The following is a 25,098-nucleotide window of genomic DNA, read 5'->3' on the forward strand; positions in this document are numbered from 1 at the left end:
AGGTGCTTTGTAGCCAATAAAACAAGATGACCAAGACTCCCAAGGTAATCATGAGGGCCCAATACCATTTACTCCAGTTGATCTTATTCTCCACCACCCTGCTCTATTAGGTTGACAAATATCTTAACAGCCCCAGGAACACCTGCCGGCAATTGCCTGAACCAAGAAATTCCGGTATAGGTATAAGTTCCCTTTCCGAATTTGGTATGTATGAGCGAGCCTTTGGTAGCATTTTCCCCAGGATCTTTCATTTCCAATGGTGCAGTATAATTTTCATCCCATCCAGAAACAAAGTAAAGCCCCCTCTCTTGGACCCACCCATCGAAGTCCACCTCTGTTACTTGGTTGGGGTAACTCAATACAGGATGCGAAAAATCTGCTTTTACAGGAGACCCTTCTACTGTTACCCTATCTCTTGAAATGCTAAAAGGATAAGGTCCAAGCTCTCTGGTCAAAAGTGGTGATGCGGTATTGTATTGCACGATTACATTTCCGCCCTCTTCTACATATTGCATCAACTTATCTACATTGTTGGCTAATGTTTGATTGACGTTGAATGCCCTGATTCCTACAATCACTGTAGAGAACTCCTTTAGCTTTGAAAGTGTGAAATCGCCATTTTCCACCATATTTACATTATACCCCAAGCTTTTTAGAATATCGGGAACATCATCCCCAGCACCAGGAATGTATGCGATTTTTTGCCCCGATATTTTCAGATCCATTTTAACAAGATTGATATCTGTATCCACGAAATACGTCAGGTTGGGTATGTGGGAATAGATAATCCTTTTGGTATCCTGGGTGAAAGACCTGCCATCCTCACTTTTAAACCTTACCCGAACAGTCTTCTTTTGCTGGTCTGAATCCAAAAACTTAATGGTGTAATCAAGCTTCTTTCTCCTTTCATCCACTTCAGGTTCGGACACTTTATATTGGGAAGCTTCTAAACCTTCTACTTCCAATTTGCCTTTAAGAATGTCTCCACGAAATGATACCTCCACTGTCAATTTATCTTCAGCACCTGGAATCAGGAAAAGGTTACTTTTATCCAAGCTGACATTTACTTCCGGAACTAGCGTAAAAGGTTGCTTGACTTCACCATCTACTTGATCATTGTATTTGAATTCCAGCGGTACATCCAATTCAATATCATATCCACCCTCAAGTGTCAGTTTAAGCTTTCCGGAGACATTAGGGCCATTGACAGGTGGACCGATTTTTTTCTGATCTTCGATTCCAAAAAGACTGTTTTCAATTGGGTTTTCTAACCAAAATGGTTGGGAAACAGGATATTCCATGGGAATAATCAATTCCAATGAACTCCTGATAGGTTCATTGGACTGTGCTAGCCTATTGATGCCTTCAGTGAAAAAATCATTGTTCAAAGTACTTACTTGTATAGGAAAACTAGAAGGGTTGTTGAATACAAACTCAGCATTCACCTTATCTCCGGGGAAACCAATTTCCTTTTTGACAATAAATTCTGTTTTGACGCCGAGGATATCCAAGATAAGCCGGTTCAGTTGTGCCTTTTTTTCCAAAAACCACTTTTCCTCACTGCTCTCAGAATCGAGCAACATTCTCACTTCCAGCAAATTTTCAATGTTTCTTTCAGGAACCAGAAAGTTAAACTCTTCTTTGACTTTTTGAATAGCCTCTTGTATAGCTGCTCCTTTATTTAACCTCAGCCACCTACTTTCTACCCCTTCAAATGGATGTGTATCAAAAGATTCCCCATCCACCAATTGAATAAAATCACTGGCGGCACCGACTTGTGCGGTGGATCCAAATCCTTGAGACTTGTGCATGGTCCTGCTATCAGCGGCAATCTGCGAGTAGGTAGTACCTATAAAGGGATTGACCTGACCTACTTCAAACTCGTGATAAAGCTTACCCTCCTCAGGTTCGTACTGTCCGCCCCATTGATAGGCATTCCAGAAAATTCTTTTCGCCTGCCATGGCTGGGTATATTTGAGTTGTTCAGAAAACTTAGCAGGGTCTGCAGCAATTTCAAAAGCCTCAGACGAAAGAATTGCAGAGGAAGTATGATGTCCATGAGTGGTGCCGGGAATGGTATTGAATCTGTTAATAATGATATCTGGCTGATAATTTCTTATTATCCAGACCACGTCCGAAAGCAATTTTTCCCTGTCCCAATTGTTAAAGGTTTCATCGGGATTTTTGCTAAACCCAAAATCAAGTGCTCTGGAAAAAAGCTGTCTTCCTCCATCTGTTTCTCTAGCTTTTAAAAGTTCATGCGTACGGATGAGACCAAGCTCAATTCCTAGCTCCTTTCCAATGAGATTTTGTCCCCCATCACCTCGTGTCAGGGAGAGATAGGCAACCTCAGCATTTTCGGCATTGGCGAGGTAAGAAATCAACCTTGTATTTTCATCATCGGGATGTGCTGCAACATAAAGTACCCTTTTGGTCTCCTCAAATCGCAGCAAATCATGATACAGGACTGATGAAGGAAGATACTGTGAAAAAGCCTGGGTGATCAACAGAGAAAATATGCCTAGCAACAAGCATTTTGGGTTTTTCATAATCTGACAATTTGTTGAAAATCTAAAAGAAGGAATGAATAAAAAAAACTTATTTTTTATTAAAGGGTTTCGGGTCGTTTAAACATAAAAAAAGCTACCCGGAAAATCGGATAGCTTTTGCCTTATTCGATGATGGAAAATTATCTTTCCATCCAGTCAGGTCCGTAGATGCTGATCAGTCTCTGATTGTATTTTTCAGCTTCTTCAGTATTCTTCAATCTCGTATGGATCTGGAATAATAATTCAAGCGCTTCTGCAGATGCTTCACCTTCTCTCAATTCAGATGCTCTGGTAAAGTAAGGAATGGCATCAGAATAAAGGCCATCTGCTTTCTCACTCATTTCAGGAGCCTTTTCTTCCCACTCATCATCTGACAATTCATTGATTTCAGCAATGATTTTTCTAGCCTGCTCAAGAAGGATAGCGCCAGCATAGAAATTACCTTCGAAGAACTCTTCGTCAGCTTCTACTGATTTCTTGTATTGAGCATAAGCACCATCCAGGTCACCTGATTGCTCAAGAAGGTATCCATATCTTAAAAGCAAGCCTGGATTATCAGGATCTGATTTCAAAGCTTCTTGTACTGAAGCCAATGCTTCATCCATTTTATTCATTTGAAGCAAAAGCTGGATTTCAAATTCAGCAAGAGTCTTGTCTTCAGGATAGTCTTCTCTTGCTTTCATAACATATTCATAAGCCAACTCAGGGTCTTGCTCCTCACCACTGGCAATCTGAACCAAGAAGTAGTAGGTATTCAGTTTATTATAATCCTCGATTTCCAAAAGTCTGTTGAAATGCTTTTTAGCTTCATCAAACTTTCCTAAGTCATTGGCAAGAAAACCTGCATTGAAATTGGCTGTAGTATCCGTCGGGTCGATGTCTGATACCAATGAAAACATTTCATAAGACATTTCGAAGTCATCCTCTTCATACGCAATTATCGCTTTGTTAAAAGCTGACATCTTAAGCGTATTCTTATTCCAAGGTCTTAGGTTTTCAGGAAGTTCAGGAACATCATCCTTATATACATCCTTTCCAACCTTGCTTGACTTATCGCCACCTTCCATTTCCATCACTTTTTCGAAGTTTTGGAATGCATCTCGACCTAAAGACACGGTAGAAGCGGTAATGTCCTCTTCCATATCAAACATTCTTGTCTGGGCTTTAGCTTTAGTAAGCAAAACCGATGACTCACCTTGAGTATCTGGGTGTTGCAATGCCTCTTCAGCTTCTTGTATGGCTTCTTCAAGATTTCCTTTTTTGAAGTTCCTTTCAGCTGACCTAGCTACTTTTTTTTGAGCAAAAGCAACAGTGGTAAATGCTGCAAGTGCTAGAGTAAAGATTAACTTTTTCATTTGACTGTTTTTGCTAATTGAATGGTTCTAAATATATTCTGATTATTCTTCTCCTTTTTCTTCAGGAGCATCCGGTGATTCTTCATTATCCTGAGGAGCTATTCCCCCCTCAATATTTTCAAGGTTTTCAATTTCCACAATTTCTTCTTCATCCTTTTCGATTTTTTCAACAGAAGAAATTTGGTCATTTTCACTTAATTTGATCAAGCGCACTCCCTGAGTAGCACGTCCCATTACTCTTAGATCGGCAACCGGAGTCCTAATGGTGATTCCTGATTTGTTGATAATCATCAGATCATCAGAATCTACCACTTCTTTGATAGCCACTAGATTTCCGGTTTTTTCGGTCACGTTCATGGCTTTAACACCTTTTCCGCCTCTGTTGGTGATACGGTATTCATCTAAGGGTGATCTTTTACCGTATCCTTTTTCTGAGACTACCAGAAGATTGGCATCTTCTCTGGCTGCACATACCATGCCAACGACCTCGTCGTTAACATCACTTAACTTAATTGCCTTTACACCTGTAGCAGTCCTTCCCATTGGCCTTACAGTAGATTCATGGAAGTGGATTGCCCTTCCTGATCTGGCAGCAATGATGATATGTGAATCACCATTGGTCATATCTACCCTCAGCAATTGATCATCTTCCCTGATATTCAAAGCAATAATACCATTGGATCTAGGTCTGGAATATTGTTCAAGGGTTGTTTTCTTGATAATTCCTAGTTTTGTCACCATTACAAGGAAATGGTTGTTGATGTAATCCTCGTCATTGAGGTCACCGACTTGTATAATTGACCTGATTTTATCTTCAGAATCGATATTGATCAGATTTTGGATAGGTCTTCCTTTTGAAGTTTTGGATCCTTCTGGAATGGCGTAAGTTTTCAGCCAGAATAATTTTCCATGGTCGGTAAATATCAAAAGGTAATTGTGTGTAGAAGCTGTAAAAAGGTATTCTGTCCAATCATCCTCTTTGGTCGAAACCCCTTTAGATCCCACGCCACCCCTACTCTGAGTTCTGTACTCAGTAAGAGGAGTTCTCTTGACATATCCCTGATGGGAAACTGTAATGACCACTTCTTCATTTGGAATCATATCCTCATAGCTGAAGTCTTCCGCGTTGTGCTCGATTACAGTCCTTCTTGCATCTGCATACCTGTCTTTTATTTCTGTCAGTTCATCCTTGATGATCTGCATCCTTCTTTCTTCACTTCCCAAAATATCCTTAAGATCCTCGATCAAGGCCATGATTTCCTTGTATTCTTCTTGGATCTTATCTCTTTCCATTCCGGTAAGACGCTGAAGTCGCATATCAAGGATTGCCCTGGCTTGGATTTCCGAAAGGCTAAACCTTTCAATAAGTCCATTCCTTGCAGTTTCAGGATCTCTTGAGCTTCTGATAAGGGAAATGACTTCGTCAAGATTATCCAATGCAATCAAATAACCCTCCAGGATATGAGCTCTTTTTTCAGCTTCTTTTAATTCGTACTCAGTTCTCCTGACCACTACCTCATGCCTGTGGTTGACATAATGAAAAATCATGTCCTTAAGGTTTAAGGTTTGTGGCCGGCCTTTTACCAGTGCCACATTATTGACTGAGAATGAGGTCTGTAACTGAGTTTGCTTGTAAAGGTTGTTGAGTACCACGTTGGGAATGGCATCTCTTTTCAATTCATATACTACACGCATACCTTGTCTATCTGACTCGTCACGTATAGCGGTAATACCATCAATTTTCTTTTCATTGATCAACTGGGCAGTTTTTTCAATCATACTTGCCTTATTGACCAAATAAGGAATCTCGGAAATTATGATGGCCTCTTTTCCGGAATCCTTGGTTTCTACTTCTGCTTTTCCTCTTATGACTACCCTACCTCTACCTGTTTCAAATGCTGCTTTCACACCATTGTAACCATAGATAATTCCGCCGGTAGGGAAATCAGGAGCAACTATATATTCCATCAATTCAGAGACCGTAATCTCTTTATTATCGATATAGGCGATAATGCCGTCTACTACCTCTCCAAGATTGTGGGGAGCCATGTTCGTTGCCATACCTACCGCAATTCCCGAAGCTCCGTTCAGTAGTAAAGCAGGGATTTTGGCAGGAAGCACTACCGGCTCTTTCAAAGAATCATCGAAGTTGAGCTGAAAATCAACCGTTTCTTTGTTGATATCAATCAATAATTCCTCTGCGATTCTCTTTAGACGTGCTTCTGTATAACGCATCGCTGCCGGATTGTCACCATCTACTGACCCAAAGTTACCTTGACCGTCAACCAAAGGATACCTCAGGGACCAGGGCTGAGCCATACGGACCATTGTTTCGTAGACCGCAGAGTCACCATGAGGGTGATACTTACCCAAAACTTCCCCAACGATTCTAGCTGATTTCTTATAAGGTTTGTTGTGAAGGACTCCGAGTTCCTGCATTCCAAAAAGTATCCTTCTATGGACGGGTTTCAGTCCGTCTCTTACATCGGGAAGTGCTCTGGAAACAATGACAGACATCGAATAATCGATGTAGGCTCCACGCATTTCATCCTCGATATTAATAGGTATAATGTTCTCGTTTTCTCCTTGCGCCATAGTTTAATTCGTGCTCAATAAGCGGGCAAGTTAATAAAAAGAATACGGTTTTGAAATAGATTATTTGGTCAACGGCTGGTGTAAAAACATCAATTGCCGTACCACTGACCAACTCTTCTGTTTTGAAGCCTAAAGATGGAACTACCTCTGTATTCCACTCCGTCATGTAAGTGCTTCATAACCACTCCACAACCCGGGACTTTACATCTTTTAGTTCCTGGAAGACTGATGGAAAGTCCTACTTGGGCTACATAAAGGGTTTGATTTAAGTTCTGAAATTCATTTAAACTTTCGGCCTGAAACACAAAGTTTCTGAATTCAGCACCCCCTTTTATAAATAATCTTGCATATTCACTGAAGTCCCGCTCTATCCTCAAAGCTATACCATAAAATGGTTGATCACCCGGAACTAACCTACTATCAATGTTTTTTCTTAAAATTAAGTTGCCAAACTCACCTTCTGCAATAAACCTCCAAGGATAGTTCTGCCGGATCCTTTGGTTTTTTTCACCCTGCATGTAAATATTTTGTGAGGCATATTTTCTGTAACGCCAGTTGAGAAATTTGGCCCTCTTTCTGGCATCATAGAGTACTAACCCTACTGTCCCGTAATATTTATCAAAGGTGTAACTTTCATTTTCATAAAGCAATCTGTAATTGTCCCCTATAGGAAAGGAAACCCGTCCAAATTCCCGTCCATATCCTGCGCCAATTGTAATGGTATTGAAGACATTGACCCGAACGCCCAGATTGATCGGATAAGCATAATTACCTGAACTGAGTCTAATGGTGTCTTCTCCAGTTAGTTCCCTAGGAGCATCAATGTTTCGATACTGACCTATAGGATACTGGGAAGGCGTGTCTGAATTAAAATCCATCACCTTATTGAAATAAGCTCCTCCTCCCGAAAATTCAAAGCTGAACATACTGACTACATTCCTAGCTACATTACCGAGTTCATTATTGGATTTCCTACTCATTCTTGGTTTTGAATCAATTCCAAAAATATCCTCCTGTGCTTGGGAAAACATTATCTGACCAAAAATCAAAACAAGAATTAGAGATAACTTTTTCATACAATACAATTAACGCTCGCTAAAGTAAAAATTATAATGCCATAAAAACAAAATGGCTGCCAAAATTGACAGCCATCTTTAATATGTTAGTAAAATTAACCTCAATCGGTAACATCACCATCTTCTTCTCCTTCTTGCTCTCTCAATTCTGAGATCATTCCGTCGATCTGCTCTTTAACCGATGGATCAGCACTCATGGCTCTCCTCACTTTGTTATAAGTAGCAGCTCCAAGTACCTCTGCATCCATAATCAATCCGGTCATGTATTCTTTTACCTCATCACCAATCGAATCAATGTATGCCTGAATTTCCGCATATGCTTCTTTCTCCTCTTCGGTAGCGTTGATTTCAGCTAGTTTTTCCTCATCTCCCCATGCCGCTTTCAATTCATTGTATCTTGCACCTCCACCAAGGGTTTCGTTTTCCTTGATCATGGTTTCCATGGTAGTCTGCTTTTCCTGGATGTAATTTTGAACCTTTACTTCCATAGACGCATACTTCATCATTTCTTCTTCAGTCAACTCATCTTCTGCTTCTTCCTGAGCAAAAGTCTGCACACTGAAAACACCGAACATCAGAAGTGCCAAAAGGAATATTCTTTTCATTGTAATAATTGGTTTTAATTGATAATGTGAATCTTGATTAATTTACAATAAAGCATTAAAAGTACAATTTCACAAGAATGACTGCATTAAAAAGGCCTTAATTTTTGTTAAATGGCAAATATTTACGCTTAAAGGCCTGTCGTACATCATCTTGATAATTAGATAGTTTTGAGGTTTTTTATAGTAGAAATAGGATCTTCTGCACTAAAAACAAAGCTGCCTGCCACCAGAATATCAGCACCCGCTTCTTTAAGCAGAGGGGCATTTTCTTTGTTGACGCCTCCATCAATTTCAATTTTTGTGCTGGCACCTTTTCTTTCTATCAGGGCCTTAAGTTTCCTGACTTTATCATAGGTATTGTCAATAAATTTTTGTCCTCCAAAACCAGGGTTTACTGACATGATACAAACCAAATCTATCTGTTGGATCACATCTTCCAGCAGATCTACAGACGTATGAGGATTGAGTGCTACTCCTGCTTGAGCACCAATCTGCTTAATGGCTTGAAGCGTCCTATGGAGGTGTGTGCATGCCTCATAATGTACTGTGATTATTTCTGCGCCTGCTTTCCTGAATATCTCCAAATACTGATCTGGATTGACAATCATCAAATGCACATCAAGGGGCTTTTTCGCATGCTTGTTGATGGCTTCAGTTACAGGCACCCCAAATGAAATATTGGGAACAAACACTCCATCCATGATATCCACATGAATATAATCTGATTCGGAGGCGTTAAGCATTTCGATTTCTCTCTGAATATTGGCAAAGTCTGAAGCCAATACCGAAGGTGCAATAAGGATAGACATAGCTGGGTCGGTTGAAAATTTTTGACTTGCAAAAAAAGAAAATTAACTCTTGCTAGCCTACTTTTTTATGAGTTTTGTCCTTTTGATCTTGTTGCCGGCTTGCAACTCTACTATATATAGCCCGTTGGAAAGCATAGGCAACTCTACCTGAAATGGCTCCTTAATAGATGATCTTTGAACTGAATGCCTGGCAATCAATTTGCCCTGCAAGTCCATCAATGAAAATTCACCCTGATGTAGATTTCCAAAATTGACAAAAAGGGATGTTCCGGTGATGGGGTTAGGAAAAACTTTCCAGTCTTCTTCATTTTCTACCGTAATAATGTTCAGCACTTCTCCCATATAAGCCTTTGTAAAATTGGGAATACCGTAACCAAAGTCATTGTCCGGATCTTCAAAGTTATCTGCACTCTCCAGCAAAGCCTGGTAAATTTTATCCTTGTTCCATTCGGGCCTTGCCTGCCATAAGCCCGCGGCCAATGCTGCTATCTGTGGAGCAGAAAAAGAAGTCCCGTTGGACCTTCCTAGATTACCGTTTGATCTCATAAGGTAGACCTGCTCCCCGTTGGTGGTAAGTTCTGGCTTCACTCTTCCGTCAGCCGTAGGCCCTTGAGAACTGAAACCGGATCTTTCAAGGTTGTTGTTCACAGATCCAATAGATAAAATTCCCTTCGCGTCTGCGGGAGCTGTAAGAGAAGAGGCTCCTCTCGCACCATAATTTCCAACTGATGTGATTACCAAAATCCCCTTTTGGGAGGCAATATTGGCCCCTTTAGTAATCAGGGCCGTTTCCCCATCAAGATCATCTACAGTATAATCCATGGATGGATCATCAAAATCCAGATAACCCAGAGAACTGTTGATGATATCTACTCCCAGGCTGTCCGCAAACTCTGCTGCTTTGACCCAGTTGTACTCTTCGATCCTATATTCCGTCGGGACTTCTTCTGTGATGCATAAAATATAATTGGCCTCTGGAGCACCTGCCAAGAGCGTCTGAGGGTCATTGGAAGCAATGAGAGAAAGTACATTTGATCCATGTTGATTATATTTAAATATATCAGAATCCCATGGATGGACAAAATTCTTCCCCCCGATCAGCCTGCCATTTTCAAGAATATGGGAAAGTGCAGGAAGGGTATTTACTCCAGGAAATCCAGCGTCAAAAACAGCCACAGTAACGCCCTCACCTTTAAACCCTTCTCCGTGCATCTCAGGTATCCCCAGAAGTTGGTTTTGAAACTCAAATGGTGCAGCATCTGATTTATTTTTCATCCCCTTTAGATTCAAATTGAAGCTTTTTTCCCCACTTTTATTAGAAACCCTTCCTTGAGGAACAAATCCAGGAGCCACCAAAATCACATCTTCTACTATGTCCAGATCCAGTATTTCTTCTATTTCTTCGGGATTGGCAATGACAACTGAGGCATTTAGCCAATTGGAATGATAAAGGATTTCCAAGACCATTGGCTGCACCTTTTCTATATTAGCAGGAGATACCGGTAGATCAAGACTATCCAAGGGAATATTGAAACGGCTTTTTCTTTCCACGGCCATAGGACTTAAGTAATCTGAGGGATTATCCAAGGCAAAAACATCATGTGGCTTGTATTTATAATGCACGGCATACCTGTTTTGCCCAGAGGCCAATCCGGCGTACAGAATTGCAAACAATAGCATTGGAACCAACTTTTTAACCACCATATACTGATATTTTCAAATGTGTTTTTCTACCGGAATTGACAATCATTTCTCCCAGACAATCATTTCTGGAACAATAAGTAAATACTTCATAGTACTGCTCTACCATTCCTATGCCGCGGGTGAAAACTTCATACCTATTGTCCCGAAATGTAATCTCATCATCATCTTCTTCCTGCAATATCTTTACTGAGCGCTGAAAGGTCTGTTCACCGACTGTGACATTTCCCATAAACGACACCCTATATTCATCTGGATTAGAGGAATTGTATACCATAGCGTCCCAAGATTTCCCCGTTTCTACAGGAAAAACCAAAGGAACCGTCTTTTGGTTTTCAAATTGCCTGATCAATGCATTTCTACGTATTTGTAGGGAATAGTTGCCTTGCCCTACCCAAAAATCCAAATCTTCGGATTTTTCTCTTTTGACCACAAAGACCTCTTCTCCCGCAGCATTCTGAAAACTGTACTCAATCTGATCTCTCAAAAAATAAGTGCTATGCTCCTCATCTCCTTCCCCGAAAACTATGGTTTCGTCTACTTCATATATCCAAAATAGGCCAACCCTCAATGGCTGAAAATCCTGACCAAAATCTGTTCTGGGATTTTCAGTTTCCACACAAGCTGAAAGTATCACCAGAAAAACTACCCAAATCCACTTATTCATAATCCACTGTTGAAGGATGGGCTAAAAATACATTTTTCATACGAAAACTTTTACCTTAGCGTCAAAAATCAGATAATCTATAGAATGGCGCTTAAAACTTTTGTAAAAATATCCGCAGTAAACAACCTTTCTGATGCACGCTATTGTGCTGGCATGCAAGTCAACCTAATGGGATTCAGCTTGGAAGAAAATACCAAGAACTTTACATCTCCGGAAAAATTCAAAGAAATAACAGATTGGCTTTCAGGTCTGGAGTACATTGCGGAATTTTCTCATACCCATCCGGAAAGAATTCTCACTATTTTACAGCAATATGATGGCTTTCACCACATTCAGATCGAGGAAGAAATACATTTGAAAATGTTGGTCAATACGCCTTATGGCATTGTACTGAAACAATCCATCAATTCAAAAGAAGACCTTGAGGAACTGATAAAGAAAGTGGACTCATATCAGCAACACAACATTACCCTTTTATTGGAATCTGAAAAACTCGAACTTTCCGCAGAGATCACGGATAAAATCAAGCAATTGGCTTCATCTTGTCAGGTATTAATCGGATTCGGACTATCAGCAGATAATGTATTGAATGTTGTAGAACAAACTGAGGCAAAAGGTATTTCTATGGAAGGAGGCGATGAAATCAAACCTGGATTAAAGGATTTTGATGAACTGGCCGAAATCTTGGAAACCCTGGAAATAGAAGATTAATAAACCTCTGTATATCAACAATTAAATTAATCCTATATCAATGGATAAATCAATCATTACCGAGGATTTCAAAAAGATCCAAGACTACATCTGTGCTGAACTGGAGTCGGAAGACGGTCAGGGAAGATTCAGGGAAGATTTGTGGAAAAGACCAGAGGGCGGAGGTGGCAGAACCAGGATTTTTGAAAATGGAAAAATCATTGAAAAAGGCGGGGTGGCCTTTTCAGCTGTGGAAGGCCCTACACCGGAAAAGATACTTAAAAAGCTCCAATTGGAGCAGGCAGATTTTTATGCCACAGGAGTTTCTATCGTGCTTCATCCACACAATCCTATGGTTCCCATCATCCATATGAACATCAGGTATTTTGAGATGAGCAATGGAGTTCGATGGTTTGGTGGAGGCATAGACCTTACACCACACTATGTAGACCAAGCTGATGCGGTGTATTTTCACAAACTGGTAAAAGAAACCTGCGACCAGTTTGATGAAGGATATTATCCTAAATTTAAAAAATGGGCAGATGATTACTTTTTCATCAAACACAGAAATGAAACCAGGGGAATCGGGGGAATTTTCTTTGACCGTCTCAACGATCAGGATGAGGGTAAGATGCTGGACATTTTCAACTTCGTAAAATCTATAGGTTATCTTTTCCCAAAGATTTACAGACATTTCATGGAAAAAAACCACATGCTGCCATTTGGTGAAAGACAGAAAAAATGGCAGGCCCTCAGACGAGGTAGGTATGTGGAATTTAATCTGGTCTGGGATGCAGGTACCAAATTTGGGCTGGACACCAACGGTCGTACTGAAAGTATCCTCATGAGTATGCCTCCTGAGGCCAATTGGGAATACATGCATCAGCCGGATGAAGGATCACCAGAATGGGATACCCTCAACTGTTTGAAAAAAGATGTAGACTGGGTCAATATTAAATTATGATAGAGCAGCTTATTGAGTGGGATCATGCCCTTTTTTTATTTCTCAATGGGATACATTCCGATTTTTTGGATCCCATCATGTTTTTTTTGACGCAGACCAAACCTTGGATCCCTCTTTATGCACTCTTACTCTTCCTGATATGGAAGGCTTATGGCAAGCAAGCGTGGTGGGCAGTGATTTCAATTGGACTGGCGATCTTATTCGCGGACCAATTTACTTCCACTTTCATGAAACCATTTTTTGCAAGGATGAGGCCATGTTATGACCCTGATTTTGTAGACATTATACACCATTACGGCAACTGTAGCAGCAAGTATGGCTTCGCATCTTCCCATGCGGCAAACAGCTTTGCCATTGCCACTTTGATGTACTTCATTTTAGGTAAAAAATTTCCAGCAGTTATATGGCTATTTGCTTGGGCTGGTCTTTTTTCCTACACCAGAATTTATCTTGGAGTACATTTTCCCGGTGATGTATTCGTAGGCGGAATGGTGGGAATTGCAAGTGGATTTTTGGCTTACAAAATAGGTATCACGATCTGGCATTTGACAAGGACCAGTAAAACGACCTAACAAACATTTTAAAAAAACTTAAGTGGTACCATAAGGTTTGTACATGAAAAGTTCGATATATTGTTCATTACAATATTGTAATTCATGATTATCCGCTTACTTACCAGTAGAACCTAAATAATGGAACAAACCTATGATTTCAAGCCAATCCCGATAAACCGGGTCAAGTTATCCATGAATAACTTGTCCGCCGAGGCGAATCCAACTTGCCTGCGGCAGGCAGGTATCTATTAGTATCGGATTGATCTAGGCACTTATTTAAATTGGCTAGTGGTATAATTGCGGATATGCAAATTGTAATTTATCACAATCCAACAATAAGTATTACGTCGTATATCTCATTTTAAAATCATAAAAAAAACCTTTACACATGAAAACTTACTACAACCCCGAAGACCTTAAAAAATTTGGTAAAATAGGTGAATTCCAAAAATCAATGGCCGACAAATTTTTTGATTATTACGGTGAAGTATTCAAAGAAGGGGCACTTACCGCTAGAGAAAAATCCCTGATTGCCCTGGCTGTAGCACATGCTGTACAATGTCCTTATTGTATTGATGCATACACCGTTGATACTATGGAAAAAGGTTGTGACGAAGAGCAAATGATGGAAGCAGTACACGTAGCTGCTGCTATCAGAGGAGGAGCATCTCTTGTACACTCCACACAAATGATGAATAAAGCCAAAGAAATCTCAATGTAATGAAGTCATTAAAAGCACAGAATCATCCCCTAGCCAATACTGAATACGAAATTGAATTACTTGAATCATCAGATTTTAAAGGAAGGTTCGAAAATAAACTGGAAGCGTCAAGGCTTTTTCCACTTAAGCCTACCCAGATTGAAATCCTCCAGATCAATATGGGAAAAATGTGCAATCAGATATGCAAACATTGCCATGTGGATGCAGGTCCTGACCGAAAAGAAATTATGGAAAGGGACATCATGAGTCATTGCTTGAATGTCATCCGTGAAAACAAGATCAAAACGGTGGACCTGACCGGTGGAGCTCCTGAAATGAACCCTCATTTTCGCTGGTTTGTCACTGAGATCCGGACCATTGATCCTGATATCAATATCATCGTCAGATGTAACCTGACCATCATTCTTGCCAATCCAAAATATCATGACCTACCAGAATTTTATCAGCAAAATAATGTAGAAGTAGTGTCTTCACTACCTTACTTTAATCCTGTCAAAACTGATGCACAGAGAGGTGATGGGGTTTTTGAAAAATCTATCAAAGCGCTGCGCATGCTCAACGGGATTGGATATGGAATGGCCGGTACAGGTTTGGTCCTTAATCTGGTCTATAATCCCTCAGGCGCATTTTTGCCAGGTTCCCAGCAAGGCTTGGAAGCTGAATTCAAAAGAAAATTAAGTACTCAATACCAAATTGAATTCAATTCACTTTTCACGATCACCAATATTCCGATCAGCAGGTTTTTGGAGTATTTGCAGAGAAGTGGAAATTATGAAGCTTACATGGAAAAACTGATTGAATCCTATAACCCTTCTGCTGCTGCCAATGTCATGTGCAGAAGCACCATTTCAGTTGGTTGGGATGGATACTTATATGATTGTGATTTCAACCAAATGCTTGAACTCAAAGTAAAAAGCCCTGAGTCCCAGCACATCAAAGACTGGAAACAAAGTGCTTTACATAATAGAAATATTGTGGTAAATCAACATTGTTTTGGCTGTACTGCCGGAGCAGGATCCAGTTGTGGAGGGACTACAGCATAATATGGCCAGAAGTTCAAAAAATGCAATTATAGTTTTTCAAAAAAACCTCATTTCAGGAAAAGTCAAAACCCGCCTTGCCAAAACTTTGGGAGATGAAGTTGCAATGGAAATATACCGTTCTCTTATCAAATCTACCTATGATGAAATCAGTAAGCTCAAAGAGGTAGATATTTTCATTTACCTGTCAGACTATGTGGAGGAGCTGCCCTTTGACATCAAAGGAAAAATCTATAAAATTCATGCCCAAAAAGGAAAAGATTTGGGTGAGAGAATGAATGAGGCTTTTAAAGACTGTTTCGATCATGGCTATGAGAAATGCCTCATCATAGGTACAGACTGTCCGGAAATTACAGCACAAGACTTGCAATTGGCACTGGATAAGCTTTACTTCAAGGACCTCGTCATAGGCCCTGCTGAGGATGGGGGGTACTATTTATTGGGAATAAAGAAACATACACCTAGCCTATTTGAATCTATTAATTGGTCTACTGACCAAGTGATGACGAGCACGATTCAGAAAGCTGAAGAACAAGGTTTAAGCTACGATAAACTGAAAACTTTAAATGATATAGACACTGAAGAAGACTGGAAACTTTATAAACTCAAAAAAACGAATGAGCAACTACCTTGATACCACTGTAAATGTATACAAAGAAGCAGCTTTAAAACCGGATGTCGGCCTTTGCTGCACCACCACTCCCGTTTGGCAATTGCCAGGACTGAGTATCCCAAAGATCATGCAGGAGATGAACTATGGCTGCGGAAGCACTGTACACCCTAGAGACTTGGTCAACAATCCAAAAATCCTGTACGTCGGTGTTGGTGGGGGGATGGAAGTCTTGCAGTTTGCCTATTTTTCCCGCCAAAAAGAGGGGGTTGTTGGAATTGACATAGTAGATGAAATGCTCGCAGCTTGCATGGAAAACCTGAATGTGGCAGAAGAGCAAAACCCCTGGTTCAGCAAAGATTTTGTTTCACTGAGAAAAGGAACAGCCCTAAGTCTTCCTGTAGAGGACGCTTCTATAGATGTAGCTGCCCAAAACTGTCTTTTCAATATTTTTACAAAAGAAGACCTAAAATTGGCATTGACTGAAATGTACAGGGTGCTAAAACCTCATGGCAGATTGGTACTTAGTGACCCCGTGACAGAACAAACCATGCCTGATTCATTGAAAAATGACGAAAGACTGAGAGCCCTATGCCTAAGTGGTTCACTTCCCCTTCAGGAGTATCTGGATATGATCACTGAAGCTGGATTTGGCACTGTTGAAGTAAGAGCCAAAAGACCTTATAGAATACTTGCTCCAGGACAATATGACACCAAAGAATTGATCATGCTCGAAAGCGTGGAAGTATGTGCTATCAAAGATCCAATGCCTGAGGATGGTCCTTGCATATTCACCGGTAAAGCTGCGATATATTTTGGGAACGAAGAGTATTTTGATGATAAAAAAGGTCATGTTCTTATGCCAAATCAACCACTCTCCGTATGTGACAAAACAGCCAAGGTGCTGGCTAAGCTTCAAAGAAATGATATCTTTATTTCGGAATCAACCTATTTCTATGATGGAGGGGGTTGCTGTTAAGACTGAAAAGACATGCGAAAAAAACCATTTTTGATTTTGCTATTGGGGTTTTGCTGGGTCAAAGGTGTATCCGCTCAGGAAACCGTCCTCTGTGATATTACTGTAGCTGGAATCAAAATTGGAGAAATGGAGGCGATAAAAAAGATAGATGCATCATTTGAAAGCTATGAAATACAAAGTCAGGTAAGGTTCTGGTTTTTCTCATGGATTGATGTGTCTTTCGATGCAGAAGCGCAATATGAAAACGGAATTTTGCAGGAAGCAAAATCAAACACCTCTTCCAACAGAGGGGATTTTTCCAGTCATATTTTGCTCGATAATGGCCGGTATCAGGTCAATGCTAAGATGTACAAATTCGAAAACGAAGATCCCGTTTTAGAAACTGTCCATCTGAGTACTTCTAAACTGTATTTCGAAGAGCCGATTGATAATGCTATTTTTCTTGCCGAAAACTTTGGGCTATTAAGTAGAATCAAAAAGAAGGGGAATTATTATGAGGTAGAAGTCAATGGAAACAAAAATAGGTTTTACTACGAAAATGGGGATTTCGTAAAAGCTGTAATGCAGAGTCCGATAAAAAATTACGTAGTCAGCAGAAAATAGAGGCCAATGATCAGTATAATAATTCCCGTGCTGAATGAAGAGCAAAATCTAAAGGAACTTTTGCCATTTTTTTCCAATCATCCTGAATTGGATGATTTTGAAGTGATAATAGTGGATGGTGGCAGCATTGATGAAAGTGAAAAAACCGTAAATAATTTTCCGTATATATTCCTGCGTTCCCCAAAAAAAGGACGTGCTTCCCAAATGAATTTTGGTGCTACTCATGCACAGGGAGATATCTTGTATTTTATCCACGCAGACACCAGGATTCCTTCTTCATTTCCGGATGATATCAGAGAAGCATTGAAATCAGGAATCCAAGCAGGCTGTTTTGCTTATTCATTTGACTCGGATTCAAGATTATTGAAAATCAACTCTTGGTTTACAAAGTTTGACGGTGTTCTTTCAGGCGGGGGTGATCAGACTTTATTCATTGATAGAGATGTTTTTTGGGAATTGGGGGGATTCGATGAATATTATTGTATTATGGAAGATTTTGAGTTAGTCAGAAGAATCAGAAAAAAATACAGGTTTAAAGTTTTATCCAAGCAAATAACAGTTTCAGCTAGAAAGTATGAAAGCAATTCCTGGCTAAGGGTGCAGTTGGTAAACCTACTGGTATTCGGCCTTTTCTTTTTCAAATGTTCTCCTAATAAGTTAAAGAGAATGTACAAATCATTGCTTGACTACAGATAATTAAGGTGTATTATGAATACAAATTCAATCGATCTTCCTTTGATAAGTGGAATACAGCAAGTTGGTATTGGAGTGTCTGATGCGCACAATGCATGGGGGTGGTACCGAAAGTATTTCGGTATGGATGTACCTGTCTTCGAAGATGTTGCCACTGCCAGTTTGATGACTAGGTATACTGGTGATGAGGAACATTGCCGACACGCAATTTTGGCAATGAATTTACAAGGTGGAGGGGGATTTGAAATCTGGCAATACACCAGCAGGGAACCTGTCCCTCCCGGAAAAATGCCCTGTTTGGGTGATTTGGGAATATTTGCCATCAAAATCAGAGCACGGGATGTAGAAAAAGCCTTTCGCTTTTTTGAAGATGAAAAACTGGATTTATCGGGAAAAATAGAAAAATCACCGGATGGTAGAAAGCATTTTTTTATAAGAGATCCATTTAAAAATCTCTTTCAGGTAATCGAAAGTGATTCATGGTTTTCAAAAAATAAAGATCTTACAGGAGGGGTAGCAGGGTTTATAGCAGGAGTGAGCAATCTCCAGAAATCCATGAAGTTTTATCAGGAACTTCTGGGCTTTAGCGACATATTGTATCACCTAAACAATTGTCTGGGAGAAGATCTTCCAAACCTTGATCAATCTAAACAAATATACTCTAGAGTTTTGTTGACTTCCAATGCTGAATTGATTGGAGCATTCGGCCAGCTATTGTGCAAAAGTGAGATTGAATTGATACAGACAAAGAACAGGAAGACCACTCATATTTTCGAAAAAAGATACTGGGGTGACCTTGGTTTCATTCATGTTTGCTTTGACATCAGAGGAATGGAAAAGCTGGAGTTAAAAGCCCAAAAATTAGGATATAACTTTACGGTAAACAGTACCGGTAGTTTTGATATGGGAAAAGCAGCGGGCCATTTCAGTTATGTAGAAGATCCAGACGGCACATTGATTGAATTTGTGGAAACCCACAAAGTCCCAATAGGGAAAAAACTTGGGATTTATCTTAATTTGAAAAAAAGAAATCCCTCCAGACCACTTCCAAAATGGATGATCAAATTGCTGGCTATCAACCGGGTGAAAAAATAAAAAAGCCCACCGAAACCACACGGCGGGCAATTCAAAAAATTAGCCTGAGAATTTTACATTTATTCAGTTCGGTTCTTTTTCGAGGGCTACAATCTGTCGTCACCTGAGATCATCCTTCCAGAAAACACGCCCGCCAATTCCGAGAAAATGCAAGAGGAAATAATGTTCATGACATACTTATCTTCCAGATCAAAGACCTTGGTTGCATCCATCTGAAGCAAAATTACAAAAAGCAAATGATCCGCTTTTCTGCCTGTAATGGCCATGATACTTTTTCCAAATCCTGAGACAGAATTCTCCAACAAACCAACATTCGCCAAGGCATTTGAGCGCATGGTATAGGGTTCATTTCTAGTTGGTCTATGATCTTCATCAAAAAGGAAAAGTAAGTTAAGCCTATGGGTAGGCCAGTTGATATCCAGAAGGTATTCGCTCTGATGCCCCAATTTTTCATCAATAGATAAATCCTTGACCCAGATGAGGCCTTTATGTGCATCTGCATGGGTAAACATAAATGAAAGGCTGGTTTTCAGTACATCCCTAATGTCCATAAGGTCAAAGTCCTGTTTTTGAAATTTTAGACAATCTTCCATTAACATAGACTTTTTCACCAGGTCTTTCCTCATCTTTTTGATTTCAGTGACATCATGAAAGGTGGTTAAAAGATGTGTATCATCTTTTAATGAAATGAACTCGGCCTTAAAGTATTTTAATGTGTCTTCCTTATCCAATTTAAGATCTATTCTGCTCTTTTCACCATTTTTGGCCTGTGTCAAAATATCGGAGACACTGATTTCAGAAAAAATTTCAAAAACCTCATTAATCATTTTGTTCTTTTTGTAAAGAGGGAAAACTCTCTGCAAAAATGCCTCATTCACCGATTTGATTTTTCCCTCCAAAGTCAAAATTGCCATAGGGTTAGGATTTTTCTCATATAGCAAAGAAATACTGTCGTTGTTTTTTAAAACCTGAGCGGCATAATTGCCCTCTTCAGGTAGTTTTTGAGAATTTGAGTCTTCAAACTCCAGCTGATGCAAAATATGCCCCACATTACCATCTTGGTCAAGTAGAGGCACATTTGAAAAAACAAGCTTGCTTTCATTCACATCAATAAAACCGGATGTCTCCACTACTTTTACCTCCTCTTTCACCACTACACTTAAAGAAGCTTTGAGATCATAACCTTTTAAGTAAGGCAGTTTTCTGAATTTCATAATTTGGTTTAGAGACAGACCGATAAGGTCTTGCTCTTTAATCCCAAAATTCTTCTCTGCCCAATCCAAAAAATCTTTGGAAGCAAATAAAACTTTGTAACCATTTTGCTTGACTTTGAACAATAGTGAAACTCCCGTGAGTTCACTGCACATTTGCAATAAAAGATTCTTTGTAAGCATGACTATTATAGGGCTTAATCTGGGCACATTTTTCAACAATAACCGTTACAAATAATAAAATTTTAAATGAAAAAATCATCTTATTTATGTAATATTTTTAACTGAAATATTACAATACAAAAATCAACTATAAAAGAGCTTTTTTTAGTATTTGAAAAAACATTTAAAACTTATTTAATTTTTTAAAGATTCAGTATTCTATCAAAAAGGACTAAAAATCATCAAATGACAAAAAATACCAATGAAATTAAAAATTTTACACATAAAAAAAGGTGACATAAAATCACCTTTTGATCAATAATTATTAATTAAATATGAAGATAAAATAAAATACCTTAAATTATATTTTTTCACCTTTTTATTGTATATCAATTTATTATTGTAACAGGTAAACTGGAAAATAAAGTCATAGTATAAAGACTACCAAACCAAGGAAAAACTGCCAGTTTACTGGCAATTTTTTCATTTAAGAAGCATTTCTCACCAAGACTACTACCTTATCGTAATTTTCACCATTGCCATTGCTCAGGGAAACCTGTACCCTTGGGAAGTTAAATTCTTCCGTAGGAAGAAAATAAAACAAACCATATTCAGATTCTTCGTTGTAGCCTTTACCTGGCAGTTTGTAATAAACAGGTTCTCCAGAGATTATTCTGACCAGATTCACCTCCAAAACGTCACCGCTTTCTTGGGAATACTCTTCCATGTTGAAGATTTTGGAATTGCCTTCGGAGAAATCGTGACCTTCCATCTCCATGGCTAAGCGCACCGGGAGGATGACTTCCTCTTCCTCTTCCTCCTCCTCTTCTTGTTCATCGATTCCAATGATTTGTTGTTCTACAGGATCTTCCTGAACAGGCAACACATCTTCTTCAGATGTACATGATACATTCATGACCAAAAGCATGATAAACAATAGAATGAGTTTTTCGGAAATTTTTGTTAATGTTTTCATTTTGCTAAAAGTTAATTTGTTAAAAGTTTAATTTTTTTTCCTGACTAACTGTCATTAGGATAATTCACCTTTATATCCTGAGTGATATTCATGTGTTACCCTTTAATCAAAAAAATAAATAGGCTCAACGGTAATTTTAAAATTGGGGAAACCGATTGATCCTTTTCAAATTGGAAACCAGGGGTTTAATAAAAAAATTAGCCAGACCATAAAAAAATTATGGCTTTGAAAAAATCTCCTGAAAAATTAAAATTCAATTACTTTAATTTATCAAGCCATTCCTTGGCTTGCCTACTGCCTTCTGCATTATTGGCTATGACATTGCCCAAAAGACCTTTTGCACGCTCTAAATCCCCGGTTTCATTGCGCAACATGAGGGTCAATGCCTGATAAAACATTCCCGGGTTAATGTAAAGATTAGGGATTGAGGCCAAGTTTTCGAAATTAAGCAAGGCTTCATCATACTCCTTTAGGGCAAGGTGCGTCAAACCCAAATATTTAATTGCCTCACTGTCATTGGGAGAAGATTCCAATGCTTCATAAAAATACACTTTGGCTCCTTGGTAATTTTTTTGATTGTATGCCGCTATGCCATTTTGAATTTTATCCTCTGTGGCTCCCATGGTTTGGGAAAGTTCGGCAAAGTTGGCTGAAAAGTAGTCCTTTGCCATATCCTGATGGTCTGAGGTGGATTGGAAAAGCAAAAAATAAGCAGCCATGATCATAATGAACATGGCGGCCAAAGCCAAAAATAGCCTTACATAGTTGGGTTTTTCAAGATGTCTGACAACTCCTTCTTTGGGAGTTTGCTCTCCTTGGAGTGGCACTTCCTTGATATACTTTTTTCTCAGATGCCCAAGTGTATCCTCCAGTTCCTTTGTTTCCCTAGAAAAAAGATGCGTCATGGATTTATCTATTTCCCTATATAGCTCGAAACTTTCCTTCAGTTCAGGGTTTGACTCCAACTCTGCTTCAAAAACGACCCTTTCCTTTTCGGTCATTTCACCGTTTACATAAGCATCTATTTTATCTATCATGCTTTGATCCATCTTATCACCATTTTAAAGCTTTAAAAATAGGAGCAGATTGTACCAATTTAGTCAGTTTGGCAAGACATTCAGACTTCTTTTTCCTTGCATAACCATAGCTGAAGTCCAGCATTTTCGCTACTTCTTCCATGGAATTGCCCTCCCAACTCAGTTTTAAAAGTTCCTGGCAGGATTCTCCAAGTTCTGCCAGTTTGGATTGTAACAAGGTAAGCCGCTCATCCTGCAGGTGACAAGCTTCTGCCAACCCAAAGCTATCTTCTCCAAGACTATATTCCTGATCCTCTATATTTGTTACCCCATGGTTTTTCCTTTTCGCCAGAATATTGAACCACTTTTTTTTACAGACCAGGTACAAAAATGCATCCAAAGGACAGGTCAGTTCAAATGAATCCAGCTTGGCCTTGTGATAAATACCCATTAAGGCATCCTGAAAAAGATCTGCTGCATCTTCTTCGGAACCGTTGTTTTTTAGAACCATCCATTTGATTTTTCCAAAATACTTTTTGTAAAGCTCATCAAGCAATTCTTTGTCATTAGAGACAAGCGCTTGTATATATTTTTGGTCGGGATGTGCCATTGATCTCTAAAATAATTTTTCCCAACGGGATAAACAATAATCAAAATGATTTTTAACCAAATTTTATTTTTACAATTCTTTAATGAAAAAAATATCATTCTGAACCCTATTTAGAAACTTTTAATCTTAATAATTAATCCAAGAAAAAATAAAGAATTCCGGTTACGAGACTGAAATTTATATCCGATTTGGCTTTAAAATTAACCCTTGATAATTAATTTATATGATTATCCGCTTTCTTACCAGTAGGACCTAAATAATGGAACAAACCTATGATTTCTAGCCAATATCAATGAATATCCAATATCTATTAGTATCTGATTGATCTAGGCACTTATTTAAATTGGCTAGTGGTATAATTGCGGATATACATATTAATGTATTAAAAAAGAGTGCTTTTTCCTCGTTATAAATTCCAAACAAGATGGTTTATTGTTAATTTAAAGTTTGAACCAACTATTACATAATGCGTCAATTACTGATTTTCATTTTCTTATTTATTACTTGTTCCATTTCAGCCCAACAGAATTATTACGGTATCCAAGGCAGTCCAAGAAAAGGTATGCTCTCTGCGTTGATGAACCCAGCAGATCTCAACAATCTATCTAAAACAGTAGAAACACATTTTCTCTCCACACAGGTATCTTTTAGCAACAATACCTTAAGAATCAGGGATTTTTTCAATTCTGAAGATGCCTTCTTTTTGGAAGCTTTCAGAGATAGCGAGCAGGCATTTAATGGCCGTACAGTAGCATCCATGGTAGGCCCTTCTGTAGGTATCAATTTGGGCAGGTTTGCATTTGGATTGACCACCGAATTCAAGGGATCCGCACATTTTATCAATGTGGATCCTACCTTAGGTCAATACCTCACCGATGGAAGTTTTGAACCCAGCATTTCCTCCATCAATCTCAATACGCAAAACAACCAAAGGGCCAACCAAAACAATTGGATGGAAATTGGCCTGATGGGGGCATTTACCGTATTTGAATCCAAAAATCAAAAACTATCTCTGGGGGCCAATCTGAAATTTATACGACCTGGAACATACACCAACATCGCTGTTGATCAATTTGTAGGAAATATAGTGGTGGAAGGTTCCGAAATTTTGCTCACCGGGGCAAGTTCTGAGATAGAGCTTTCCTACAATGAAAACCTGGAAAGTGCGGATATCTTTAGCCCCAATATTTTTGAGGATCTTTTTGGAAATCCTACCAGCATTGGGTTTGACTTGGGTATCAGTCATCAATTAAAAAACCGGCAACAACAAACTCTTTTAAATACAGGTCTGACAGTCAGGAATTTAGGAAACATCAGTTACAGCAAAGATCAGATCACCCGGAGTTATGGCATGAATATACCGGAAAACACCAGCTTCAACCTCAGAGAGTTAACCTCTGACCTTCAGCAGGTAGAGGCCCTTTTTCTTCAGAGCGCATTGTTTACCAATACTTCGGAAAGCACGGTGAACACCCTAAGCCTACCGACAGTATTGGCTTTAAATACTGACCTGGTACTAACTGATTTCCTTCAGTTTTCATTTTATGGGCAAAAAGCCTTTGGAGATTCCGAAAACAACAGTCAGATTCCTGTTCAGGAGTTTTATTCTTTTATTCCAAGACTGACTTTGGGAAAATTTGAGGTGTATTCACCTTGGACCTTTTTTGACTTTTCCGGTTTTAATGGCGGGTTGGGTCTAAGGTTCGGAGGGCTTTTTTTGGGAAGTTATTCGGCATTGACGGGTCTTACTTTAGACTCAAAGCAAGCGGACATTCATTTGGGTTTCAGTTGGGGATTTGGTTCAGGCTTATTATAAT

General features: G+C 39.2%; 23 protein-coding genes. 11 read left to right on the top strand and 12 right to left on the bottom strand.

Annotated features, from left to right (window positions below):
* Positions 1-83: 83 nt before the first annotated feature.
* The 8 genes from EGN73_RS11730 to EGN73_RS11765 form a co-directional block, all read right to left on the bottom strand.
* The gene (locus EGN73_RS11730; RefSeq protein ID WP_219289846.1) at positions 84-2,549 is read right to left on the bottom strand and encodes a PIG-L family deacetylase; all 2,466 of its coding nucleotides are present in this window, start codon (positions 2,547-2,549) and stop codon (positions 84-86) included.
* Between the two features lie 140 nt (positions 2,550-2,689).
* The gene (locus EGN73_RS11735) at positions 2,690-3,904 is read right to left on the bottom strand and encodes a tetratricopeptide repeat protein (protein ID WP_219289849.1); all 1,215 of its coding nucleotides are present in this window, start codon (positions 3,902-3,904) and stop codon (positions 2,690-2,692) included.
* A 42-nt stretch (positions 3,905-3,946) separates the two neighbouring features.
* Entirely contained in the window at positions 3,947-6,499 is a 2,553-nt protein-coding gene (gyrA, locus tag EGN73_RS11740; RefSeq protein WP_219289852.1) for a DNA gyrase subunit A, read from the bottom strand.
* Positions 6,500-6,588: 89 nt separating this feature from the next.
* Positions 6,589-7,575, bottom strand: a complete 987-nt coding sequence (locus EGN73_RS11745) for a hypothetical protein (protein WP_219289855.1) — start codon at positions 7,573-7,575, stop codon at positions 6,589-6,591.
* A gap of 101 nt (positions 7,576-7,676) precedes the next feature.
* A complete protein-coding gene (locus tag EGN73_RS11750) occupies positions 7,677-8,180 on the bottom strand; it encodes a hypothetical protein (RefSeq protein ID WP_219289858.1) in 504 nt (167 codons plus the stop codon).
* Positions 8,181-8,338: 158 nt separating this feature from the next.
* The gene (gene rpe / locus EGN73_RS11755; RefSeq protein ID WP_219289861.1) at positions 8,339-8,989 is read right to left on the bottom strand and encodes a ribulose-phosphate 3-epimerase; all 651 of its coding nucleotides are present in this window, start codon (positions 8,987-8,989) and stop codon (positions 8,339-8,341) included.
* A gap of 57 nt (positions 8,990-9,046) precedes the next feature.
* Positions 9,047-10,693, bottom strand: a complete 1,647-nt coding sequence (locus tag EGN73_RS11760; RefSeq protein ID WP_219289864.1) for a S8 family serine peptidase — start codon at positions 10,691-10,693, stop codon at positions 9,047-9,049.
* A complete protein-coding gene (locus EGN73_RS11765; protein ID WP_219289867.1) occupies positions 10,683-11,357 on the bottom strand; it encodes a hypothetical protein in 675 nt (224 codons plus the stop codon). The genes EGN73_RS11760 and EGN73_RS11765 overlap by 11 nt, the downstream gene beginning before the upstream one ends.
* Before the next feature lie 84 nt (positions 11,358-11,441).
* Between EGN73_RS11765 and trpF the strand changes: the two genes are divergently transcribed.
* The 10 genes from trpF (at position 11,442) to EGN73_RS11815 (ending at position 19,306) form a co-directional block, all read left to right on the top strand.
* The gene (trpF, locus tag EGN73_RS11770) at positions 11,442-12,068 is read left to right on the top strand and encodes a phosphoribosylanthranilate isomerase (RefSeq protein WP_219289870.1); all 627 of its coding nucleotides are present in this window, start codon (positions 11,442-11,444) and stop codon (positions 12,066-12,068) included.
* 40 nt (positions 12,069-12,108) lie between these two features.
* Positions 12,109-13,011, top strand: coding sequence for an oxygen-dependent coproporphyrinogen oxidase (gene hemF / locus EGN73_RS11775; RefSeq protein ID WP_219289873.1), 903 nt, complete (start codon positions 12,109-12,111; stop codon positions 13,009-13,011).
* The gene (locus EGN73_RS11780; protein ID WP_219289875.1) at positions 13,008-13,583 is read left to right on the top strand and encodes a phosphatase PAP2 family protein; all 576 of its coding nucleotides are present in this window, start codon (positions 13,008-13,010) and stop codon (positions 13,581-13,583) included. Before hemF ends, EGN73_RS11780 begins: the two co-directional genes overlap by 4 nt.
* Positions 13,584-13,953: 370 nt before the next feature.
* Positions 13,954-14,286, top strand: coding sequence for an arsenosugar biosynthesis-associated peroxidase-like protein (locus EGN73_RS11785; RefSeq protein WP_219289876.1), 333 nt, complete (start codon positions 13,954-13,956; stop codon positions 14,284-14,286).
* The gene (gene arsS, locus EGN73_RS11790; protein ID WP_219289878.1) at positions 14,286-15,329 is read left to right on the top strand and encodes an arsenosugar biosynthesis radical SAM (seleno)protein ArsS; all 1,044 of its coding nucleotides are present in this window, start codon (positions 14,286-14,288) and stop codon (positions 15,327-15,329) included. Before EGN73_RS11785 ends, arsS begins: the two co-directional genes overlap by 1 nt.
* Positions 15,280-15,960 (top strand): TIGR04282 family arsenosugar biosynthesis glycosyltransferase, encoded by a 681-nt coding sequence (locus EGN73_RS11795; protein WP_219289880.1) that lies wholly within the window; start codon positions 15,280-15,282, stop codon positions 15,958-15,960. The genes arsS and EGN73_RS11795 overlap by 50 nt, the downstream gene beginning before the upstream one ends.
* Complete coding sequence (gene arsM / locus EGN73_RS11800; protein ID WP_219289882.1) at positions 15,944-16,915, top strand: arsenosugar biosynthesis arsenite methyltransferase ArsM; 972 nt, start codon at positions 15,944-15,946, stop codon at positions 16,913-16,915. The genes EGN73_RS11795 and arsM overlap by 17 nt, the downstream gene beginning before the upstream one ends.
* A 12-nt stretch (positions 16,916-16,927) precedes the next feature.
* A complete protein-coding gene (locus EGN73_RS11805) occupies positions 16,928-17,518 on the top strand; it encodes a DUF6134 family protein (protein ID WP_219289884.1) in 591 nt (196 codons plus the stop codon).
* Positions 17,519-17,524: 6 nt separating this feature from the next.
* Positions 17,525-18,214 carry a TIGR04283 family arsenosugar biosynthesis glycosyltransferase gene (locus EGN73_RS11810; RefSeq protein ID WP_219289887.1) on the top strand — a complete coding sequence of 230 codons (690 nt, stop codon included), beginning with the start codon at positions 17,525-17,527 and terminating at the stop codon, positions 18,212-18,214.
* A gap of 12 nt (positions 18,215-18,226) precedes the next feature.
* Positions 18,227-19,306, top strand: a complete 1,080-nt coding sequence (locus tag EGN73_RS11815) for a VOC family protein (protein WP_219289890.1) — start codon at positions 18,227-18,229, stop codon at positions 19,304-19,306.
* A gap of 86 nt (positions 19,307-19,392) precedes the next feature.
* On the opposite strand, the gene EGN73_RS11820 is transcribed toward EGN73_RS11815, so the two are convergent.
* The 4 genes from EGN73_RS11820 to EGN73_RS11835 all read right to left on the bottom strand — a co-directional run bounded on the left by EGN73_RS11820 (position 19,393) and on the right by EGN73_RS11835 (position 23,281).
* Positions 19,393-20,700, bottom strand: coding sequence for a hypothetical protein (locus tag EGN73_RS11820; protein ID WP_219289893.1), 1,308 nt, complete (start codon positions 20,698-20,700; stop codon positions 19,393-19,395).
* A 466-nt stretch (positions 20,701-21,166) separates the two neighbouring features.
* Complete coding sequence (locus tag EGN73_RS11825; RefSeq protein ID WP_219289896.1) at positions 21,167-21,655, bottom strand: hypothetical protein; 489 nt, start codon at positions 21,653-21,655, stop codon at positions 21,167-21,169.
* 257 nt (positions 21,656-21,912) lie between these two features.
* On the bottom strand, positions 21,913-22,704 hold the full coding sequence (locus EGN73_RS11830) for a hypothetical protein (RefSeq protein ID WP_219289900.1): 792 nt from the start codon (positions 22,702-22,704) through the stop codon (positions 21,913-21,915).
* Between the two features lie 4 nt (positions 22,705-22,708).
* Positions 22,709-23,281, bottom strand: a complete 573-nt coding sequence (locus EGN73_RS11835) for an RNA polymerase sigma factor (protein ID WP_219289902.1) — start codon at positions 23,279-23,281, stop codon at positions 22,709-22,711.
* Between the two features lie 466 nt (positions 23,282-23,747).
* Between EGN73_RS11835 and EGN73_RS11840 the strand changes: the two genes are divergently transcribed.
* A complete protein-coding gene (locus EGN73_RS11840; protein WP_219289905.1) occupies positions 23,748-25,097 on the top strand; it encodes a hypothetical protein in 1,350 nt (449 codons plus the stop codon).
* Position 25,098 lies beyond the last annotated feature (1 nt).

It is taken from the genome of Arthrospiribacter ruber, from assembly GCF_019343195.1.
Lineage (GTDB): Bacteria > Bacteroidota > Bacteroidia > Cytophagales > Cyclobacteriaceae > Arthrospiribacter > Arthrospiribacter ruber.

Bases quoted from the DNA above. Each gene is read 5' to 3' on its own strand.
- EGN73_RS11730 (WP_219289846.1), bottom strand. From the start codon at position 2,549: ATGAAAAACCCAAAATGCTTGTTGCTAGGCATATTTTCTCTGTTGATC.
- EGN73_RS11735 (WP_219289849.1), bottom strand. From the start codon at position 3,904: ATGAAAAAGTTAATCTTTACTCTAGCACTTGCAGCATTTACCACTGTT.
- gyrA (WP_219289852.1), bottom strand. From the start codon at position 6,499: ATGGCGCAAGGAGAAAACGAGAACATTATACCTATTAATATCGAGGAT.
- EGN73_RS11745 (WP_219289855.1), bottom strand. From the start codon at position 7,575: ATGAAAAAGTTATCTCTAATTCTTGTTTTGATTTTTGGTCAGATAATG.
- EGN73_RS11750 (WP_219289858.1), bottom strand. From the start codon at position 8,180: ATGAAAAGAATATTCCTTTTGGCACTTCTGATGTTCGGTGTTTTCAGT.
- rpe (WP_219289861.1), bottom strand. From the start codon at position 8,989: ATGTCTATCCTTATTGCACCTTCGGTATTGGCTTCAGACTTTGCCAAT.
- EGN73_RS11760 (WP_219289864.1), bottom strand. From the start codon at position 10,693: ATGGTGGTTAAAAAGTTGGTTCCAATGCTATTGTTTGCAATTCTGTAC.
- EGN73_RS11765 (WP_219289867.1), bottom strand. From the start codon at position 11,357: ATGAATAAGTGGATTTGGGTAGTTTTTCTGGTGATACTTTCAGCTTGT.
- trpF (WP_219289870.1), top strand. From the start codon at position 11,442: ATGGCGCTTAAAACTTTTGTAAAAATATCCGCAGTAAACAACCTTTCT.
- hemF (WP_219289873.1), top strand. From the start codon at position 12,109: ATGGATAAATCAATCATTACCGAGGATTTCAAAAAGATCCAAGACTAC.
- EGN73_RS11780 (WP_219289875.1), top strand. From the start codon at position 13,008: ATGATAGAGCAGCTTATTGAGTGGGATCATGCCCTTTTTTTATTTCTC.
- EGN73_RS11785 (WP_219289876.1), top strand. From the start codon at position 13,954: ATGAAAACTTACTACAACCCCGAAGACCTTAAAAAATTTGGTAAAATA.
- arsS (WP_219289878.1), top strand. From the start codon at position 14,286: ATGAAGTCATTAAAAGCACAGAATCATCCCCTAGCCAATACTGAATAC.
- arsM (WP_219289882.1), top strand. From the start codon at position 15,944: ATGAGCAACTACCTTGATACCACTGTAAATGTATACAAAGAAGCAGCT.
- EGN73_RS11805 (WP_219289884.1), top strand. From the start codon at position 16,928: ATGCGAAAAAAACCATTTTTGATTTTGCTATTGGGGTTTTGCTGGGTC.
- EGN73_RS11810 (WP_219289887.1), top strand. From the start codon at position 17,525: ATGATCAGTATAATAATTCCCGTGCTGAATGAAGAGCAAAATCTAAAG.
- EGN73_RS11815 (WP_219289890.1), top strand. From the start codon at position 18,227: ATGAATACAAATTCAATCGATCTTCCTTTGATAAGTGGAATACAGCAA.
- EGN73_RS11820 (WP_219289893.1), bottom strand. From the start codon at position 20,700: ATGCTTACAAAGAATCTTTTATTGCAAATGTGCAGTGAACTCACGGGA.
- EGN73_RS11825 (WP_219289896.1), bottom strand. From the start codon at position 21,655: ATGAAAACATTAACAAAAATTTCCGAAAAACTCATTCTATTGTTTATC.
- EGN73_RS11830 (WP_219289900.1), bottom strand. From the start codon at position 22,704: ATGGATCAAAGCATGATAGATAAAATAGATGCTTATGTAAACGGTGAA.
- EGN73_RS11835 (WP_219289902.1), bottom strand. From the start codon at position 23,281: ATGGCACATCCCGACCAAAAATATATACAAGCGCTTGTCTCTAATGAC.
- EGN73_RS11840 (WP_219289905.1), top strand. From the start codon at position 23,748: ATGCGTCAATTACTGATTTTCATTTTCTTATTTATTACTTGTTCCATT.